This window comes from Colwellia sp. BRX9-1, from assembly GCF_014077195.1.
Classification (GTDB): Bacteria; Pseudomonadota; Gammaproteobacteria; order Enterobacterales; family Alteromonadaceae; genus Colwellia_A.
Genome location: NZ_JACGVM010000002.1, coordinates 178,196 through 196,063, shown reverse-complemented (window position 1 = coordinate 196,063; position 17,868 = coordinate 178,196). Strand labels below are relative to the sequence as shown.

The following is a 17,868-nucleotide window of genomic DNA, read 5'->3' as shown; positions in this document are numbered from 1 at the left end:
GTGGTCTCGCGGTTTTACTGCCAAATTATAATAAAAATAGATAAATAATAAAGCCTGATATAGGTTTGTTATTAACAACACCAATTTTAAGCGATATAAAGAATAAACTTGCTACCTGACGTAGCTAAATTCTTTGTGTTTATTTTTAAGCAATAGGACCTCACCACAATGGCTGGAACATCTTTTACTTTAGATCAAAGCAAAACCTCACAAGCGAATTCATCTAATGGATTTGGTGGAGATAACTCTACTCGCTTTGCGTTAATTTCACTGACATCATTGTTTTTTATGTGGGGATTTATTACCTGCTTAAATGACATTTTGATCCCCCATTTAAAGGCCATTTTTTCGTTAAGTTATGCACAGTCTATGCTAGTGCAATTTTGCTTTTTTGGTGCTTACTTTTTGGTTTCTCTGCCTGCAGGATGGTTTGTCGAAAAAATGGGCTATCAAAAAGGCATTGTGGTCGGTTTAGTGATTGCGGCTTTGGGTTGTTTAATGTTTTATCCCGCCGCTTCTTTACATAGTTATCCCGTTTTTTTGGCGGCTTTATTCGTTTTAGCTAGTGGTATTACCGTTTTGCAAGTTTCTGCAAATCCTTATGTGACCTTACTGGGTAAAAAAGAAACCGCTTCGTCACGATTAACCATGACCCAAGCGTTTAATTCTTTAGGCACAACTATCGCACCTTATTTTGGCGCGTTATTAATTTTAAACGAAGTCACTGATTCAATGTCAGCAAATAGTGCTGAATCGGTACAACTACCTTATTTAGGACTGATGGCGGCCTTGTTAGTGCTTGCTGCTATTTTTGCTTTCTTAAAACTTCCACATATTGAAAGTGCTGAGGTGGTTGATGGCGAAAAAATTGAAGGGTCGGCATGGCAGTATCGCCATCTAGTTTTAGGTGCTATCGGTATTTTTGTTTATGTTGGCGCAGAAGTGTCAATTGGCAGCTTTTTGGTGAGCTTTTTAGGTGAAACTGATATCGCCGGTTTAGAAGAAACTCAAGCAGCAAAGTACCTTACTTATTATTGGGGCGGAGCTATGGTTGGGCGCTTTATTGGCGCTGCAGTCATGCAAAAAATTGATGCGGGTAAAACCTTAGCCTTTAATGCGCTTTGTTCAGTGGTTTTAATTGCCATCACTATTTTAAGCTCTGGCAGCATAGCGATGTGGGCAATTTTATTAGTAGGGTTATTTAACTCTATTATGTTTCCAACTATTTTTAGTTTGGCGTTAAGTGGCCTTAAAAAGCACACCAGTCAGGGAGCGGGCATTCTTTGTTTAGCGATCGTTGGTGGCGCCATCGTCCCTGTATTACAGGGCCTGTTAGCGGATAGTGTTAGTGTGCAGTTTGCTTTTATCTTACCTTTGTTTTGTTACGTCTATATCGTCTTTTACGGTTTGAAGGGTAGCAAGGTAGTCACAGAAAAATAATGAATATGAACGCAATGAAATACTTAAAATTTAACAAAAAAAATTGGTTTCTTATCACGCTTTCGTTATTAATCTTTGGTTGCAGCCCTGCTGAAAATTCGACGTTACCGGGGCAAGAGACACAAGCTATTGATAGCAATAAAGCCGATAAGATTTGGCCTCAACTTGAAAGTGACGTTAAAAAAGATGCGCAAGTCGAGCAAAGAGTAGCGGACTTACTCGCTAAGATGACCTTGCAACAAAAAGTGGCGCAAATGATCCAACCTGAAATTCGGGATATTACCATTGAGGATATGCGAACCTATGGTTTTGGCTCTTATTTAAATGGTGGTGGGGGGTTCCCCAATAATAATAAGCATTCTACCCCTGCAGATTGGGTTTTATTGGCTGAGAAAATGTATCAAGCATCTGTTGATGATTCACTCGACGGTTCAACAATTCCAACGATGTGGGGCACTGATGCGGTGCACGGTCATAATAATGTTATCGGGGCGACACTTTTCCCTCATAACATTGGCTTGGGCGCAGCAAATAATCCGACACTTATTGAGAAAATAGCAGAAGTAACCGCGACCGAAGTCATGGTTACCGGAATTGATTGGGTGTTTGCTCCAACTGTTGCCGTGGTTAGAGATGATCGTTGGGGAAGAACCTATGAAGGCTACTCAGAAGATCCTGAAATTGTTCGCTTATACGCAGCGTCAGTCGTCAAAGGTTTACAAGGTCATGCCAATAAAGATTTTTTAGGTGATAAACGTGTGATCAGTACCATTAAACATTTTATCGGTGACGGCGGTACGCAAGGTGGCGATGATCAAGGCGAAAACATAGCGAGCGAGCAAGAGCTCTTTACTGTGCATGCACAAGGCTATGTTGGCGGTTTAACTGCGGGTGCTCAGTCGGTAATGGCTTCATTTAATAGTTGGCATGGAGATAAAGTCCATGGTCATAAATATCTGCTAACCGATGTCTTGAAAAATAGAATGGGTTTTGACGGCTTTGTTGTCGGTGATTGGAATGGTCATGGACAAGTTAAAGGCTGTATTAAAGAAAATTGCGCTCAGGCGGTTAATGCTGGCTTAGATATTTTTATGGTGCCAACAGAAGCGTGGCGACCACTTTATGACAATATAATTGCACAAGTAAAGCAAGGCGATATTCTGCAGTCACGTATTGATGATGCCGTAACGCGTATTTTAAGGGTAAAGGTCCGCGCCGGGCTTTTTGAAAAGCCCAGTCCTGCCAAGCGTGTTTTATCAGGGAACATCGCCTTAATTGGCGGGGAGTCGCACCGCGAAGTTGCTCGTCAGGCGGTTCGCGAATCCTTAGTGTTGTTAAAAAACAACGGACAGCTCTTACCTTTATCACCTAAGCAACATATCTTAGTGGCTGGCGATGCCGCTGATAATATCGGCAAACAGTCAGGGGGCTGGAGTATTACTTGGCAAGGAACTGGTAATAAAAATTCAGACTTTATCGGTGGCTCTTCTATTTATTCTGGGATAGAACAACAAGTCAGTGCCGCAGGTGGTCAAGTAACCTTGAGTGTTGATGGCAGTTACACAAACAAACCCGATGTAGCGATTGTCGTTTTTGGTGAAGAACCTTATGCTGAAGGGCATGGTGATATTGATAACCTTGAATATCAGCGTGGTCATAAAAAAGATTTAGCGTTACTTACATCACTTAAAGCAAAAGGAGTACCTGTTGTTGCTGTTTTTATTAGTGGTCGACCTATGTGGGTCAATGCTGAACTCAATGCTAGCGATGCATTTGTCGCTGCGTGGCTACCGGGCTCTGAGGGTAAGGCAATCGCAGATGTTTTATTGAAAAGCCCAACTGATAATATCCAACACGACTTTACCGGTAAATTGTCTTTCTCTTGGCCTAAATTACCAACACAAATTGTCAATCGTTTTGACGAAGACTACCAACCATTATTTTCATATGGCTATGGTTTAACCTACCAAGACGACACTTTATTAGCTGACTTGTCTGAGCAATCTAATGTGGCGCTTAATACGCATTTAATTACCGATATTTTCTTAGGTAAGGCGATAGCGCCTTGGAAAATGTTATTGTTTTCTCAACAACAAAACATTGAAATAGAGTCGAGTAGTGAATCACTTAAAGGAATTTCTTATCGAACGGTTGATAAAGAGATACAAGAAGATTCATTTCGACTTAAGACCACTGGCGCAGCGAGTGCGGGAGTTAAATTTATTAACAGCAACGGTTTTAGAGAAGATCTTACTAGTGAACTCGAAAAAAATGCTGACTTAACATTTTCAGTTAAAAGAGACAGTGATATTAATGCGCCTGTTTATATCACCATGAATTGTGAAACGCTTGGCGACAGCGCAAATTGTCAGGCAAGTTATAATATTCAAGCACAATTAGCGGCATTTAAGCAGGGTGAGTGGCAAGATATTGCTATTAGCTTACATTGCTTTGCTGAAAAAGGTCTGCAGCTGAGTAAAGTTGCTGTGCCTTTTGAATTGCGTACCTCGGGCGCGATTAATTTATCTGTTAACCATATTCGATTAGTGCCAAATAAAGCGACTAGCGCGCCATTGAACTGCCCGCAGTAGTCTATTTAACTTAAAGGATAAGGATAAGGATAAGGATAAGGATAAGTCTGATTGTTGAGCTTTATCCTTTTTTCTGGTCGAATCAGCGTATTTATTGATAATGACCTTACGGTTGTCGCTATGTGCGTGTAAACTTGCTGATAATATTTACAATATCAAAAGAAAATCATATGAATCAAGAAGAAAACTATCCGATTGGAACGCCAGGCAAAAAATGGACTGAAAAAGAAAATGTTCAGTGGTTTAAAGCACAAACGGTAACCCGTTCATATCAAGATGAAGTCGTTGAAAAGATAAACGCGTTAAAAGAAGATTTTGATGTTCTTCAATATGGCGCATTATCGCTTGATGAAAGTCGTTATCCTTTGTATGTGATTAAAACAAAAAACTGGCAAGACAATAAAAAAACAGTTTTAGTGACCGGTGGTGTTCACGGCTATGAAACCAGTGGAGTGCAGGGGGCATTACGCTTTGCCCAAACACAAGCCGGCAAATATGCGGAACACTTTAATATTGTCGTTGCGCCTTGTATCAGCCCTTGGGGTTATGAAACAGTTAACCGTTGGAATTGCAAAGCGATAGATCCCAATCGTTCTTTCTATCAAAACAGCCCAGCCCAAGAGTCAGCAGCGATAATGCAGTATGTTGCCGAGCTCAACAGTGATATTTTTGTGCATATAGATTTACACGAAACGACTGACACCGATAATTCAACATTTCGACCAGCACTTTGTGCTCGAGATGCGATAGAAGAAAAAGAATGGCAAATCCCTGATGGCTTTTATTTAGTCGCCGATAGCGTGAAGCCAGTCGCTGACTTTCAAAAAGCGATTATTGATGCCGTTGAAGAAGTTACCCATATAGCGCCTGCTGACGAAAGCGGTAAATTGATCGGTGTACCCCTTGAACAGCAGGGCGTTATTAATTATGCTGCGCGCGAGTTAGGATTATGTATGGGCTTAACCAATGCTAAATTCTTGACCACCACCGAAGTTTACCCCGACAGCCCAAAAGTTGATGATGAAAACTGCATTCTAGCGCAAGTGGCTGCTATAACGGGTGGTTTAGATTATATTTTAAAAAGTGAATAACCTGATAAGACCGAAAAATTTGCACACTAAAACATTTTCATAATGTTAAGTTCGTGCTATTTTTCTCTGACATTTAATTTTAGGAATTATTATCCATGCCAAAGGCCAGTGATATAAAGAAAAATGCTGCGGTAGAGCATAACGGAAAAGTATTTATTGTAAGAGATATAGAGCGTTCAGTTCCTCAAGGTCGTGCCGGTGGTAGTTTATACCGTATGCGTATGTACGATGTTGTCACTGGCGGTAAGATTGATGAGACGTTTAAAGACTCAGATATGCTGAACTTCGCTGACCTAAGCCGACGTCCCGCGATGTTTTCATACATCGATGGTGATGAATATGTCTTTATGGACAATGAAGATTACACGCCATACAACCTTAACAAAGAAAGTATTGCTGACGAAGCTCTATTTATTTGTGAAGATACCTTAGGTTTATCAATTATTATTGTTGATGGTGCTGCGGTTGGTATTGATTTACCCCCGAGTGTTGAACTGGTTATTACTGAAACAGACCCATCAATTAAAGGTGGTTCGGCAACAGCTCGCACTAAGCCGGCAATTTTATCTACGGGCTTAACCGTACAGGTGCCTGAACATATTTCAATCGGTGATAAAATCAAAGTGAACACTGAAGAACGTAAATTTATGGGACGCGCTGAGAAATAAAGTCTCGTTTACTTTATCTCTACTTTTATAAAGCCAGCATTTGCTGGCTTTATTGATCTAACCATTAGGTTAGTTGTTAGCGGTGTAACAGTTGGAATCTTTGGTTGAGAATAAGTTTCTTGGTATATTGATGTTTTGGTCGACTGAGAATTTTTGCTGTGTCGCCCATCTCTACGACTTGTCCTTTGCTTAAAACCATTATCTTATCGCTAAAATGCCTAACAATACCTAAGTTATGAGAAATTAAAATATAAGCGAGTCCCATCTGTTCTTGTAAATCGAGCAACAGGTTAATCATTTGCGAGCGTAACGAAGGGTCGAGAGAAGCTAAGGCCTCATCTAATATAATCACCTGTGGTTGTAATATTATCGCCCGAGCTAATGATATGCGCTGTTTTTGACCACCAGAGAACATATGTGGATAAAAATTCATATGTTCAGCGAGCAAACCTACTTTTTGTAATGTTTCTCGTATTAGACAATGGCGGTCTTCTTCATTTAATTTGGTATTGATCAACAAAGGTTCATTCAGTAGTTGCCCAATGGTTAAGCTTGGGTTCAATGTTGTCCCAGAGTCTTGAAATATCATCCGTACATGCTGGCATCTTTGCTTAAAGTCTCCAGGTTGTAATGTTTGGCCATTAAGTTTTATGCTGCCCGTTGATGGCAGTTCCGCACCAACCAATAATTTTGCTAAGGTTGATTTACCCGATCCGGTTTCTCCAACAATAGCCAAGGTATGGTGAGCTTGTACCTCAAATGAAATCGGTTCGAGTGCGGTAAAATATTTTTGATTAAACCATTTTCTGCCTATTCTAAACGATTTACTTAAGTTATTAACCTGTAATAATATTGGCATATTAATAACTTCCCTTTAGCGAGAAGTGGCAACTAAATTGATGACCATGATAGTTTGTTACCTTAGGTGCTACAACACAGGCCTGTTGAGCTCTAGGGCATCTTGGGCCTAATCGGCAACCTATAGGTAAATGTTGTAAAATAGGAATACTGCCAGGTAGCGCCATTAACCGTGATTTTGCTGGCAAGCCACTATTTGACTTTGGGCTACTATCAACGAGTGCTCGAGTGTAGGGATGAAACGGTTGTTCAAATATGTGCTTGGTGGTACCCGCTTCAACAAATTGTCCGCTGTACATCACCGTAATGGTATTTGTCCAATGTGTGACATTCTCAAGGTCATGACTTATCAATAATATCGACATGTTTTTTAATTGGTTTAAACTCGCCAATAGGCGAAAAATTTGCCCTTGATTGGTACTCTCCATTGCCGCGGTGGGTTCATCTGCAATGAGGAGAATAGGGCGTTTAGCGAGTGCCATGGCGATCATTACTCGCTGACATAACGCTTCATTAAGCTGATGAGGATATTTTTTTAAACAAATTTTATGCTGCTTAATACCGACTTTATGTAAGAGACTAATCGCGGTTTCTTTACGTTGTTGATTTTTTTGCCAAAAATAACCGGTTAATTGTTCGCCATCAACCGCCTCGGTAAGTTGCATCCCTATGGTCATCGTTGGGTCTAAGCACGCCATCGGCTCTTGAAATATCATCGCGACATCTTTTGAAATAATGGCTTTGCGTTCATCAACAGATAAGCGCATTAAATCTTTTCCTCGCCAGTGAAACCTATCAGCGTCAACATGCCACTTTTCATCAAGTACGCCGATAATAGCCTGAGCCAATAAAGATTTTCCTGAACCAGACTCTCCAACTAAACCACGAACTTCACCCTCTTTCATGGTTAAACTGACGCGATCAACCGCTAAAATAGGGTTGGTCGCTGATTTCAGCACAATAGACAAATTTCTGATATCGAGAAGGTTCATTAAGCTTCCTTACTGATTTTAAGGGCGTGTCTCATGCCTTCACCAACTAAATTAGTTGCCACCACGGCAAAAAGAATCGCCAAACCAGGTAGATAAACCGTCCACGGGGCAATATAGAATAAATCGATACCGTTTTTTAGCATCGCCCCCCATTCTGCCATTGGAATTTGTGCGCCTAATCCAAGAAAGCCTAATGCAGCAATATCGAGTATCGCAGCAGACTGGGCTAACGTTGCTTGGCTAATTAATTTCTCTAAAACATTCGGAAAAACAGAGTGATATAAAATTCTAAATGAACTTGCACCGTCTAATCGTGAAGCCAGAACATAGTCTTTTCTGAACTCTTGAGTAACGACATTACGGGTTATATGAACAAATTGTGGGATAAGCACGATAATAATCGCCCATAAGGTATTGCTCAACCCTGGCCCCAAGATAGCGACAATAACAATTGCCAGCAATAAAGAAGGAATAGATAAAATTACATCAAGAAAATGGTTAAGAAAACTTGATTTTATTCCTGATGTTAAAGCAGATACCGAGCCAATAACACCACCAATACCTAAAGAAATAAGCACCACAACAAAACTTAAGCCAAAAGTCAGTGATGTGCCGTGCATTAAGCGAGACAACATGTCACGACCCAAATTATCGGTGCCTAATAAAAAACTGACATTACCATCTTCGTGCCATGCTGGTGGCAGTAATAAAAAATCTAAGTGATTTTCAACGGGAGTATAAGGTGTAATAAAAGGTGCAAATAAAGCGAGAATTGTTAAGAAAATAAAACAGCTAAAACCTATCATCACTACGGGTTTTACTTTGAAATTATGCCAAAGTTGCAGTAATGGTGAAGGAAACTCTTCCTCTAAGTATATTTTATCACGCGCCATTTCGACTCTCTCTTGCTAAAGGATTAAGTGCTGCATAGATAAAATCGATGACAATATGCACAATAAAAATAAAACTAGAAAGCGCTAAAAGCCCACCTTGAATTGAAGTATGGTCACGCTGAAATATACTTTCTATTAACCATCGGCCGATGCCTGGCCAGCTAAAGATAACTTCAGTCACCATGGCAATAGTTACTAAGTTAGCAAACTGTAAACCAACATCTCGAATAACGTGCACCATAGCATTTCGTATCGCGTGATGATAAATAATTTGCTTAAAGCTTAGCCCTTTTGCTTTAGCCGCACGTATGTATTGGCTGTCGAGCACATCCATCATTGCCGTGCGAGCTAAGCGTACAAAGATGGTCGCTGGAGCTAGGGCGATAACACACGCAGGTAGAAATATATGTGCGCTGGCATCTTGAAAGGCTTGCCACTTATAAGGACTGTCACTTAATAAAATATCTATAAACTGTATGCCAGTAACATGTTCTATTTCAAACACTAAGCTGAGCTGTCCTGCTGATGGCAACCAACCTAATTGGATAGAAAAAATAAGAATGGCTAATAGGCCTAACCAAAAAACAGGAATTGAATAACCCAGCATAGAAATAGTTAAAATAATATTATCGGTAGCTTTACGGTGTTTAATGGCGGCAATAAAGCCAATAGGAATACCAAAGACCATAGCAATGAAAAGTGCCACTAAAGACAGTTCAATTGTCGCGGGTAAAAAGCGCATGATCTCGTTACTTATAGACAATTGGCTGGCCATTGAAATACCTAAGTCTCCCTGGAAAAGATGACTTATATACGAAAAGTATTGCTGAGCAATATTATTATTTGTTTGATACTGCTCAGCTAAAACTATCAATTGCTTAGGTGTCGCATTGATTTGCCCAGAAATATTGATTAACTGTTCACCAGGAAATAAAAAGCTCAAACTAAAAGACAGCAATGTCAGTAGAAACATGGTGAAAATGAATAAGTTTAGACGGCGTAGGGTAAATATCAGCATATTAGTTTTTACTCACCCTGCTAAAGTCGATGCCACCAAAGGGAGATAATAGTTCACCCTTAACAATGTTTTTCCTTGCTTGAAATCGTTTAGAGTGAGCAATGGGAATTAACGGCACTTCAGTTGAAATAATCGCTAACGCTTGACTATAAAACTTTTTACGTTGGGCCACATTTGTTGTTTCTAATGCTCGCTGTATTAAGTTATCAAACTTTTTATGACACCAAAATGTTCTGTTGTTACCACTTCTAGCTGATGAACAGCTCAACAGTGGTGTAAAAAAGTTGTCTGGGTCTGGGTGATCCGCCGACCAGCCTAATAAAACACTCTGATGCTCACCTTTTGACAGTTGTTCAAGAAAAGAGCCCATATCGAGAGAGTTTTCAATTAACACATTAATACCTATTTTCTTTAAATCGGCTTGAATTAACTTTGCCATAGTAACCGCGTCTGGATTATATGCCCGTTGTACCGGTAACGCCCAGAGATTCATAGTAAAACCGTTAGGAAAGCCAGCCTCAGTTAGTAATCTTTTAGCTTCAGCTAAGTCAAATGTTTGCGGTAAAGTATTCTTATCATAAGCCCAAGAGGTTGTTGGTAATAAACTATGTGCTATATCGGCTCTAGATTGATAGACAGTATCAATAATGGCTTGCTTGTTAACGGCTAATGCAACGGCTTGACGTACTTTTACATTATTAAAAGGTGGCTTTAAGGTATTAAAGCCAAGATAACCGACATTAAAAGAAGTCACCGCTTGTAGCTCTAATTCAGGTTTACTTTTTATTTTGTTATGAGCAATGGGGAAAGCAATTACATCACATTCACCCGCTAATAATTTTGTTAATCGCCCTGTATTACTGGGCGTTATATCAAAAATAAGTTGCTCTAAAGTACTTGGTTGATCCCAGTACGTTTTATGGGGAGCATAGCGAATATAGGCGCCGGGACGATAATCTTTTAATTTAAAGGGACCCGTGCCAATGGGCAGCGTGTCTATTTCTCGCTTAATATTTTTTAACACTAAGGTGTCAGCATATTCCTTTGATAATATAACGGCAAAGTCACTGGCAATGTTAGCCAAAATTGAACTGTCTGCGTATTTGAACTTAAAACGTATAGTATATTCATTGATTTTTTCAATACTTTCAACGACATTTGAAAAACTTACACTTTGAAAAAAAGGGTACTTTCCACCCGAAACTTGATGAAAAGGGTGCTTAGGTAATAAAATACGGTTAAAACTGAACAGTACATCATCGGCATTAAAAAAACGTGTTGGGGTAAAATAATCGGTTTGATGAAAGGCAACATTTTTGCGTAAATAAAAAGTAACCATTTTACCGTCACGCGTCACATGCCATGACTTTGCTAACGACGGAGCAATAGTGTTTTCTTCGCCTCTAAATGAAATTAATCGGTTATAGAGTTGATTAGACGTAGCATCAATGGTGGTACCAGAGGTAACCGTTTGCGGATTAAAACTTTCAGGAGAGCCTTCAGAGCAATAGACAATACTATGGTCAGTTAATGAGGGATCATTATCAATATCACATGCCGTTATCCAACATAAAAATGGCAAGGTCATTATCTTCAATAAATGTTTTTTAACAGCGAATATCGACATATAACTCAACTACCCTTCGTCTACTGCACTTTCTAATAAGTTATACTTTTTCAAGTAACCTCTTAGTTGATGATAGGTTAATTTGAGTGCGTCGGCAGTTTTCTTTTGGTTATACTGACAATTTTCTAAAGCTGATTGAATCAAATCAATCTCATAGTCTTGAGAAAGGTCTTTTAATGATAAAGGGAAGACCAATGATTGACTAATAGGCAACTGTTGATGGATCACCTCTTGGCGTTTTTCCTCTTTGTTCTCTTTATCAACACTCGGCGCTGCTACCGATATCCTGTCTTGGGTTTTAATACGCTGAGAAGGTCGGTAAGGTGACTCAAACGGGTCAATGACTAAGTCATGCACGGGTAAATGTGGGTTATTGCAACGATAAACACTACGCTCGACAACATTTTTTAATTCTCGTACGTTTCCAGGCCAATGATATTCAAGCATGGCACGTTTCGCTTTTTCAGTAAAACCGCTAAAGAGCTCAAATTCTAATTCGCGCGCCATGTTAATCGCAAAGCTTTCAGCTAACATCATGATGTCTTCAATACGTTCTCGAAGCGGTGGTAGGGTGATAACATCAAAAGCAAGTCGGTCAAGTAAATCTGCTCTAAATTCACCCGCATCGGCTAAGGTGGGTAAGTCTTCATTGGTTGCGGCAATTAAGCGTACATTGGTATTAATAGTTCTTGAGCCACCCACACGCTCAAACTCACCGTATTCAACGACTCTTAATAGCTTTTCTTGAATTAATCCCGAAGTATTGGCTATTTCGTCAAGAAAGAGGGTGCCATTGTCCGCACGCTCAAAGCGACCTTCATGGCGTTTACTCGCACCGGTGAATGCACCACTGTCATAGCCAAATAATTCTGTTTCTAATAAATTTTCATTTAATGCCGCACAATTAAGCTTTAAATAATTTTGATCCCAACGTTTAGATAAGTAATGAAGCCGAGCCGCAATAAGCTCTTTACCTGTCCCTCTTTCTCCAATAATAAGCACAGGTTTACTCAAAGGCGCTACTTGTGAGACTTGCTCTAAAACTTCAAGAAAATTATTTGCTTGTCCAAGAAGATTATCCTTTTGGTTAAAACGCGACATTACTTGACCTAATAATTGGTTTATTTCACTAACAAATAGTGTATTTTATTAATCATCAGGTTTGAAGTGTTTTTTTTAATTATAATAACTTTATTTAAAACATGAAGTTAAGTTAATAGTAAAACTTGGCGCAAAACATGAATAAAGGATATCAGTAACATTAAATTAAATTATTGAATGAGGAAGTTGTTATGGGTATTTTTTCTAGGTTTACAGATATTATTAATTCGAATATTAACAACCTGTTAGATAAAGCAGAAGATCCTGCAAAAATGGTACGATTGATCATTCAAGAAATGGAAGATACTTTAGTTGAAGTACGTTCGTCATCTGCTAAAATTTTAGCAGATAAGAAAGATTTATCTCGTCAAGCGACTCGTTTTGAAAAAGATGAGCAACAATGGCAAGAAAAGGCTGAACTAGCCTTAAGCAAAGGCCGTGAAGATTTAGCAAGAGCGGCGCTCGTTGAAAAGAAAAAGTGTGCTGAGAATGCATTGTCACTTTTAGATGAGTTGAACCACGTTGATGATCATATTGCTAAATTACAAAGTGAAGTTTCTCAGTTACAAGAAAAATTAGCGGATGCAAAAGTAAGACAAAAAGCAATTATCATGCGAGAAAAAACAGCGACGTCTCGTTTAAAAGTGAAAAAGAATATCGATAGTGGTCGAGTTAATGACGCACTGAGTCGCTTTGATAGTTATGAACGTAAAATTGATGATATCGAATCACAAGTTGAGTCCCTTGATTTAGGGAGCAAATCATTAGCAGATGAAATCTCTGATTTAGAATCTGATGAAAATATTGATGATGAATTAGCGCAATTAAAAGCTAAAATGAAATCAGATAAGAAAAACTAAATAACTCAGTTTGTGTTGAATAACTTATAAGGAGAAGTACTGTGGAAGAACTTATAATGGTTCCTGTCATCATTTTTATGTTGTTAGTTGCCCCTATTTGGTTGATTTTACATTACCGAAGTAAGCGCCAGATAACCCAAGGTTTTAGTGAAGAAGAGTACAAGCAATTATCTGAACTTTCTGAATTAGCCGATAAAATGACCGAGAGAATTAAAACGCTTGAAGCTATTTTAGATGCTGAAACACCTGACTGGAGAAGCAAGGTATGACAGACAAGCGCCGTGGTGAATTATACAGAAACTCGAGCCAAGGAAAAATTGCTGGCGTCTGTGCTGGTCTAGCTGATTACTTTGGCTGGGAAACATGGTTAGTGCGTATTCTAGTGGTTTCGGGTGTTTTACTAGGTATGGGTTGGTTTGTGGTTATTTATATTGCTGGTTGGTTTATTTTAGATAAAAAACCAGGCGCTACCGCTAAAAAACAACAACCAGCACAATCACAATATGCATCAGCTACCATGCACACAGAAGAAGAACTTTCTTCTGAGTCTATCAAGGTGAAGTCGCGTATTTGGCAATCTGGAGAGCCGCCTAAACAAGCTTTTCACGATATTAGACATAAATTTAAATCCCTAGAAAGGGAAGTTCGAGCGATGGAGCATTATGTTACCTCACCTGAGTTTACTGTTTCTCGAGAAATCAATAAGTTGTGATCAACAAAAAATTAAAAAGCGGCTTTTGCCGCTTTTTTAGCTTGTTCGCTTAACAAATAGTTAAGCGTACGACTTGTCTTTGTGATTAAGTGTATCCATTAAATATTAATATAACTTTCAGTAAGATAATTCATGGCATTTATAAATAAAAAAAAGCTGAATAAATTAAAGCAAAAAGCGAGTGATTTATTAAATCGAACGCTCGACCAACACGTTACTTTGGCCGTTACAGGTCTCAGTCGTAGTGGCAAAACAGCCTTTATTACTTCTTTAGTCAACCAACTCGTTAATGAAAGCAATCATTCACAGCTTGGTTTTTTTAATGTTGTTCATCAAGGGCGCTTCATTGCCGCTAAACGAGTGCCTCAAAAGCATTTACACATTGGCCGTTTTGAATATGACCGAGCAATGTCAGCTTTTTCGCAAAATGAACCAACATGGCCTGAGCCGACCCATGGTATTAGTGAGATGCGACTTGCTATTCGTTATAAGCCCAAAGAGTCATTGTTGAAATATGCCAGTGATACAGCAACTTTATACCTAGATATTACTGATTATCCAGGAGAGTGGTTACTTGATTTACCGATGTTAAATCAAACGTTCGAACAGTGGTCACAACAAACAACAGCATTATTGCTTACCGAACCTAGGTTTAAATCAGCAGAAAGCTTTATAGAAAAAGTGAATCAAATAGATCCCTTTGCCAAGGTCGATGAGCAAAGGTTGGCTGACTTATCAAAAGAATATACTGAGCTTTTATTACACTTTCGTCACGAACTTGGTTTATCGGTTATTCAGCCCGGACGCTTTATTTTACCTGGAGAATTAGCAGATGCGCCTATTTTGCAATTTTTCCCTTTCACTGCTTTTGAAACAATGGATAAAAATGCTTATCAAAATGCCAGTGATGACTGTTTAATCGGTATGCTAAGAGCAAGGTTTATTGAATATAAAGAACGTGTTGTTAAAGCTTTTTATAAAGAACATTTTGTTAATTTCGATAGACAAATTGTATTAGCAGACTGTTTAACTCCGTTAAATAATGGTCCAGAGAGTTTTGCTGATTTGAAAACAGCGATGACCATGATCATGGAAAGCTTTAGCTATGGTCAAAGTAGTTTGTTTTCTCGTTTGTTTGCGCCAAAAATTGATAAGTTATTATTTGCTGCGACCAAAGCTGACCATGTTACGCCAGAGCAACACCATAACTTAGTAAAATTACTCGACCAGCTTGTTTATCAAACTAAACATCAGTTAAATTATGATGTTATTGAAATGAAAACACTGGCGCTAGCTTCTGTTAAAACGACACAAGCAGGAACGAGTCGTTACCAAGGGCAAGACATTCCTGTGCTTCGCGGCAAACGCTCTGAAAATGGAGAGCTAATTACGGTTTTTCCGGGGGCGGTGCCGAGTAAATTACCCGAACAAGATTATTGGCAGCAAGAGACTTTTAATTTTATTAGCTTTGCTCCGATGGATCCGATTGGACAACATGAATGTCTACCTCACCTGCGTATGGACCAAGTAATGCAGTTTTTACTTGGTGATAAAATGAAATGAAATGAAATGATTGTTGATGTGTTGGCCGCTAAGCATAGTGCTTACCAGCCATCGATACGCATGGATCAAGTGATGCAGTTTTTACTTGGTGATAAAATGAAATGATTATTGATGTGTTGGCCGTCAAGCAAAGTGCTTACCAGCCATCGATACGCATGGACCAAGTAATGCAGTTTTTACTTGGTGATAAAATGAAATGAAATGATTGTTGATGTGTTGGCCGCTAAGCATAGTGCTTACCAGCCATCGATACGTATGGACCAAGTAATGCAGTTTTTACCCGGTGATAAATAAAATGATCGACCTTGATAAATATAAGAATGAAGCAAGTAATACAATTTTGCTTGGAGATAAAATAGATGAATGAACTCGATGAAAAATATCAACAGCAAATTCTTTTTGAAAATGATGAGTTAACGACAAAGAAAAGTCATTTACCTTCAAATGGCCAACAAGTTATTGTCGGTAATGACGATTGGCAGGCATCAGAAGATTTATCATTAATTAAGCAAGGGTATTTAAATGATGATAACCCACAGGAAAAAACTAGGCCTCGTTGGTTATGGCGGGTTGTAGGCACTGTTTTTGCTGGCGTTGTTATGGTAGAAACCTTTACATTTTTTCAACAGGGCTTTGCTCAATCTCCTATTTTAGCTGGTATGTATGGTGTTCTGCTCTTTGGTTTGTCAGTTATTGTTGGTTCAACGGCGATACGTGAGTATTCAGCATTAAGACAATTTAAACGCCAGCAAAGTACACAAGCAAAAGCAAAAGATATATTAGCAACTGACTTAGCTTCCCCTCGACATATTGACGCAAAAGCTTTATGTGAAAGCATTTCAGCAAACTTACCTTGTGATTTGATGTCTGAGCATGAAAAAAGTTGGCAGTCGTTGGTCAAAGAGGAATACAGTGATGAAGAGTTACTCCAATTATACTCCCGTGAAATACTCTCAAAAGTTGACGAGAAAGCATTAGATGAAGTCGCTAAATTTTCAACAGAAGCCGTAGTATTAGTTGCTTTAAGCCCGATTGCTCTTGTTGATATGATGCTAATGTTTTGGCGAAATTTACGGATGATTGACAAAATTGCCGGCCTTTATGGTTTAAAAATTGGCTACTGGAGTCGAATAAAATTAATTAAACAAGTTTTCGTTAACATGGCTTATGCCGGCGCGAGTGAGTTAGTCATTGATTTAGGAGCTGACTTGGTTGGTGCTGAACTATTAGGTAAATTATCTGCGCGCATGGCACAAGGACTCGGCGCGGGTATGTTAACGTCACGCTTGGGTATTCAAACTATTAAGCTTTGTCGACCCATTCCTTTTGAAGAAAACACCCCTAAAATAGCTCAAGTGAGGAAAAAAATACTCAGTCAGGTAAAAAAATTATTAATAAGGTAGTTTTATTCCTTGTGAGGAATAAATAAGTTGTTTTTATCTTATTGATTTTATTTGTTATTGTTTTTGTATTTACATTTTTGTAATTTTTTCTATACGCTATTATTGTCTGGTTAAATAATAGTCAGTTAGCGTTTGGTATTTTTCCCGTCAAGCTTGTTTTATTATCAGTGAAGAACATGACTCACTCATTGGTGAGTGAATAATGATAAAAATTAAAATAAGGTAATATCATGGGGATGGCGACGAAGTATATTTCGCGAGTTGCTGATGAAAATGGTCACATTCATTGGTCAGATGAAGAAAATAGCGTTTGGCAGGAATTGATCACTCGTCAATTAAAATGTGTTGAAAACAAAGCGTGTGACGAATATAAATTAGGCTCAAAATTATTAAATTTACCACATGACCGAATTCCACAGTTGGCAGAAGTTAGTAAAGTACTTAAAGAAACAACAGGTTGGCAGTGCGAGCCAGTACCGGCATTGATTGGTTTTGGTGCGTTTTTTAAGTTGTTATCAGAAAAAAAATTCCCAGTAGCTACTTTTATTCGCAGCCGAGAAGAGTTTGATTATCTGCAAGAACCTGATATTTTTCATGAAATATTTGGCCATTGTCCTTTATTAACCAATAAGTCGTTTGCTGATTACACTGAGGCTTATGGAAAAATGGGTCTTAATGCGACTAAAGAGCAAAGAGTATTTTTAGCTCGTTTATATTGGTTTACGGTCGAGTTTGGTTTATTAGATACCCCTGAGGGTATTAAAGTTTATGGCGGTGGTATTTTGTCTTCACCGAGCGAAACCATTCACGCGACTGAAAGCGAGATTGTTGAACGTGAAAAACTTAACATACTTGACGTATTAAGAACGCCATATCGAATAGATGTTATGCAGCCTATTTATTATATGCTGAATAAAGTAAGTGATTTAGATGATTTAAGAAAGTTTGAAGTGGCTGATATTATGGAGTTGGTTGAGCAAGCACAAGCCTTAGGCTTACACCCAGCGAAGTTTCCAGCAAAAGAAATTAATAATGTGAGTTAAGGAAAAAT

General features: G+C 38.7%; 16 protein-coding genes. 10 read left to right on the top strand and 6 right to left on the bottom strand.

Annotated features, from left to right (window positions below; genetic code table 11):
• Window positions 1–168: 168 nt before the first annotated feature.
• From H4J76_RS03475 to yeiP, 4 genes are all read left to right on the top strand, one after another.
• Window positions 169–1,440: a sugar MFS transporter gene (locus H4J76_RS03475; protein WP_182221596.1), complete on the top strand. Its 1,272-nt coding sequence runs from the start codon at window positions 169–171 to the stop codon at window positions 1,438–1,440.
• 14 nt (window positions 1,441–1,454) lie between these two features.
• Complete coding sequence (locus H4J76_RS03470) at window positions 1,455–4,031, top strand: exo 1,3/1,4-beta-D-glucan glucohydrolase (RefSeq protein WP_182230118.1); 2,577 nt, start codon at window positions 1,455–1,457, stop codon at window positions 4,029–4,031.
• 170 nt (window positions 4,032–4,201) lie between these two features.
• On the top strand, window positions 4,202–5,122 hold the full coding sequence (locus H4J76_RS03465; RefSeq protein ID WP_182230117.1) for a M14 family metallocarboxypeptidase: 921 nt from the start codon (window positions 4,202–4,204) through the stop codon (window positions 5,120–5,122).
• Window positions 5,123–5,217: 95 nt separating this feature from the next.
• Window positions 5,218–5,790: an elongation factor P-like protein YeiP gene (gene yeiP, locus H4J76_RS03460; RefSeq protein ID WP_182174511.1), complete on the top strand. Its 573-nt coding sequence runs from the start codon at window positions 5,218–5,220 to the stop codon at window positions 5,788–5,790.
• Between the two features lie 76 nt (window positions 5,791–5,866).
• Here yeiP and H4J76_RS03455 read toward each other — a convergent pair whose 3' ends face one another.
• From H4J76_RS03455 to pspF, 6 genes are read right to left on the bottom strand one after another with little or no spacing between them, the layout of a single operon-like run.
• Window positions 5,867–6,649, bottom strand: coding sequence for an ATP-binding cassette domain-containing protein (locus H4J76_RS03455; protein ID WP_182214938.1), 783 nt, complete (start codon window positions 6,647–6,649; stop codon window positions 5,867–5,869).
• A gap of 1 nt (window position 6,650) precedes the next feature.
• Entirely contained in the window at window positions 6,651–7,640 is a 990-nt protein-coding gene (locus H4J76_RS03450; RefSeq protein ID WP_182214940.1) for an oligopeptide/dipeptide ABC transporter ATP-binding protein, read from the bottom strand.
• Complete coding sequence (locus H4J76_RS03445; protein ID WP_182214941.1) at window positions 7,640–8,533, bottom strand: ABC transporter permease subunit; 894 nt, start codon at window positions 8,531–8,533, stop codon at window positions 7,640–7,642. Before H4J76_RS03445 ends, H4J76_RS03450 begins: the two co-directional genes overlap by 1 nt.
• Complete coding sequence (locus H4J76_RS03440; protein ID WP_182214943.1) at window positions 8,523–9,551, bottom strand: ABC transporter permease; 1,029 nt, start codon at window positions 9,549–9,551, stop codon at window positions 8,523–8,525. Before H4J76_RS03440 ends, H4J76_RS03445 begins: the two co-directional genes overlap by 11 nt.
• A gap of 1 nt (window position 9,552) precedes the next feature.
• Window positions 9,553–11,178: an ABC transporter substrate-binding protein gene (locus tag H4J76_RS03435; RefSeq protein WP_259364600.1), complete on the bottom strand. Its 1,626-nt coding sequence runs from the start codon at window positions 11,176–11,178 to the stop codon at window positions 9,553–9,555.
• A gap of 9 nt (window positions 11,179–11,187) precedes the next feature.
• Window positions 11,188–12,279 (bottom strand): phage shock protein operon transcriptional activator, encoded by a 1,092-nt coding sequence (gene pspF, locus H4J76_RS03430; RefSeq protein ID WP_182230116.1) that lies wholly within the window; start codon window positions 12,277–12,279, stop codon window positions 11,188–11,190.
• Between the two features lie 191 nt (window positions 12,280–12,470).
• On the opposite strand from pspF, the gene pspA reads away from it, so the two are divergent.
• The 6 genes from pspA (at window position 12,471) to phhA (ending at window position 17,860) form a co-directional block, all read left to right on the top strand.
• Entirely contained in the window at window positions 12,471–13,139 is a 669-nt protein-coding gene (pspA, locus tag H4J76_RS03425) for a phage shock protein PspA (protein WP_182214946.1), read from the top strand.
• Between the two features lie 56 nt (window positions 13,140–13,195).
• A complete protein-coding gene (gene pspB / locus H4J76_RS03420; RefSeq protein ID WP_182214984.1) occupies window positions 13,196–13,408 on the top strand; it encodes an envelope stress response membrane protein PspB in 213 nt (70 codons plus the stop codon).
• Window positions 13,405–13,851: an envelope stress response membrane protein PspC gene (gene pspC / locus H4J76_RS03415; protein ID WP_182221592.1), complete on the top strand. Its 447-nt coding sequence runs from the start codon at window positions 13,405–13,407 to the stop codon at window positions 13,849–13,851. Before pspB ends, pspC begins: the two co-directional genes overlap by 4 nt.
• Before the next feature lie 132 nt (window positions 13,852–13,983).
• The gene (locus tag H4J76_RS03410; RefSeq protein WP_182214950.1) at window positions 13,984–15,414 is read left to right on the top strand and encodes a YcjX family protein; all 1,431 of its coding nucleotides are present in this window, start codon (window positions 13,984–13,986) and stop codon (window positions 15,412–15,414) included.
• A 359-nt stretch (window positions 15,415–15,773) separates the two neighbouring features.
• Window positions 15,774–16,817, top strand: a complete 1,044-nt coding sequence (locus H4J76_RS03405) for a YcjF family protein (RefSeq protein WP_182230115.1) — start codon at window positions 15,774–15,776, stop codon at window positions 16,815–16,817.
• A 230-nt stretch (window positions 16,818–17,047) separates the two neighbouring features.
• Window positions 17,048–17,860 carry a phenylalanine 4-monooxygenase gene (gene phhA / locus H4J76_RS03400; RefSeq protein ID WP_182214954.1) on the top strand — a complete coding sequence of 271 codons (813 nt, stop codon included), beginning with the start codon at window positions 17,048–17,050 and terminating at the stop codon, window positions 17,858–17,860.
• Window positions 17,861–17,868: the final 8 nt, after the last annotated feature.

Bases quoted from the DNA above. Each gene is read 5' to 3' on its own strand.
- H4J76_RS03475 (WP_182221596.1), top strand. From the start codon at position 169: ATGGCTGGAACATCTTTTACTTTAGATCAAAGCAAAACCTCACAAGCG.
- H4J76_RS03470 (WP_182230118.1), top strand. From the start codon at position 1,455: ATGAAATACTTAAAATTTAACAAAAAAAATTGGTTTCTTATCACGCTT.
- H4J76_RS03465 (WP_182230117.1), top strand. From the start codon at position 4,202: ATGAATCAAGAAGAAAACTATCCGATTGGAACGCCAGGCAAAAAATGG.
- yeiP (WP_182174511.1), top strand. From the start codon at position 5,218: ATGCCAAAGGCCAGTGATATAAAGAAAAATGCTGCGGTAGAGCATAAC.
- H4J76_RS03455 (WP_182214938.1), bottom strand. From the start codon at position 6,649: ATGCCAATATTATTACAGGTTAATAACTTAAGTAAATCGTTTAGAATA.
- H4J76_RS03450 (WP_182214940.1), bottom strand. From the start codon at position 7,640: ATGAACCTTCTCGATATCAGAAATTTGTCTATTGTGCTGAAATCAGCG.
- H4J76_RS03445 (WP_182214941.1), bottom strand. From the start codon at position 8,533: ATGGCGCGTGATAAAATATACTTAGAGGAAGAGTTTCCTTCACCATTA.
- H4J76_RS03440 (WP_182214943.1), bottom strand. From the start codon at position 9,551: ATGCTGATATTTACCCTACGCCGTCTAAACTTATTCATTTTCACCATG.
- H4J76_RS03435 (WP_259364600.1), bottom strand. From the start codon at position 11,178: ATGTCGATATTCGCTGTTAAAAAACATTTATTGAAGATAATGACCTTG.
- pspF (WP_182230116.1), bottom strand. From the start codon at position 12,279: ATGTCGCGTTTTAACCAAAAGGATAATCTTCTTGGACAAGCAAATAAT.
- pspA (WP_182214946.1), top strand. From the start codon at position 12,471: ATGGGTATTTTTTCTAGGTTTACAGATATTATTAATTCGAATATTAAC.
- pspB (WP_182214984.1), top strand. From the start codon at position 13,196: ATGGTTCCTGTCATCATTTTTATGTTGTTAGTTGCCCCTATTTGGTTG.
- pspC (WP_182221592.1), top strand. From the start codon at position 13,405: ATGACAGACAAGCGCCGTGGTGAATTATACAGAAACTCGAGCCAAGGA.
- H4J76_RS03410 (WP_182214950.1), top strand. From the start codon at position 13,984: ATGGCATTTATAAATAAAAAAAAGCTGAATAAATTAAAGCAAAAAGCG.
- H4J76_RS03405 (WP_182230115.1), top strand. From the start codon at position 15,774: ATGAATGAACTCGATGAAAAATATCAACAGCAAATTCTTTTTGAAAAT.
- phhA (WP_182214954.1), top strand. From the start codon at position 17,048: ATGGGGATGGCGACGAAGTATATTTCGCGAGTTGCTGATGAAAATGGT.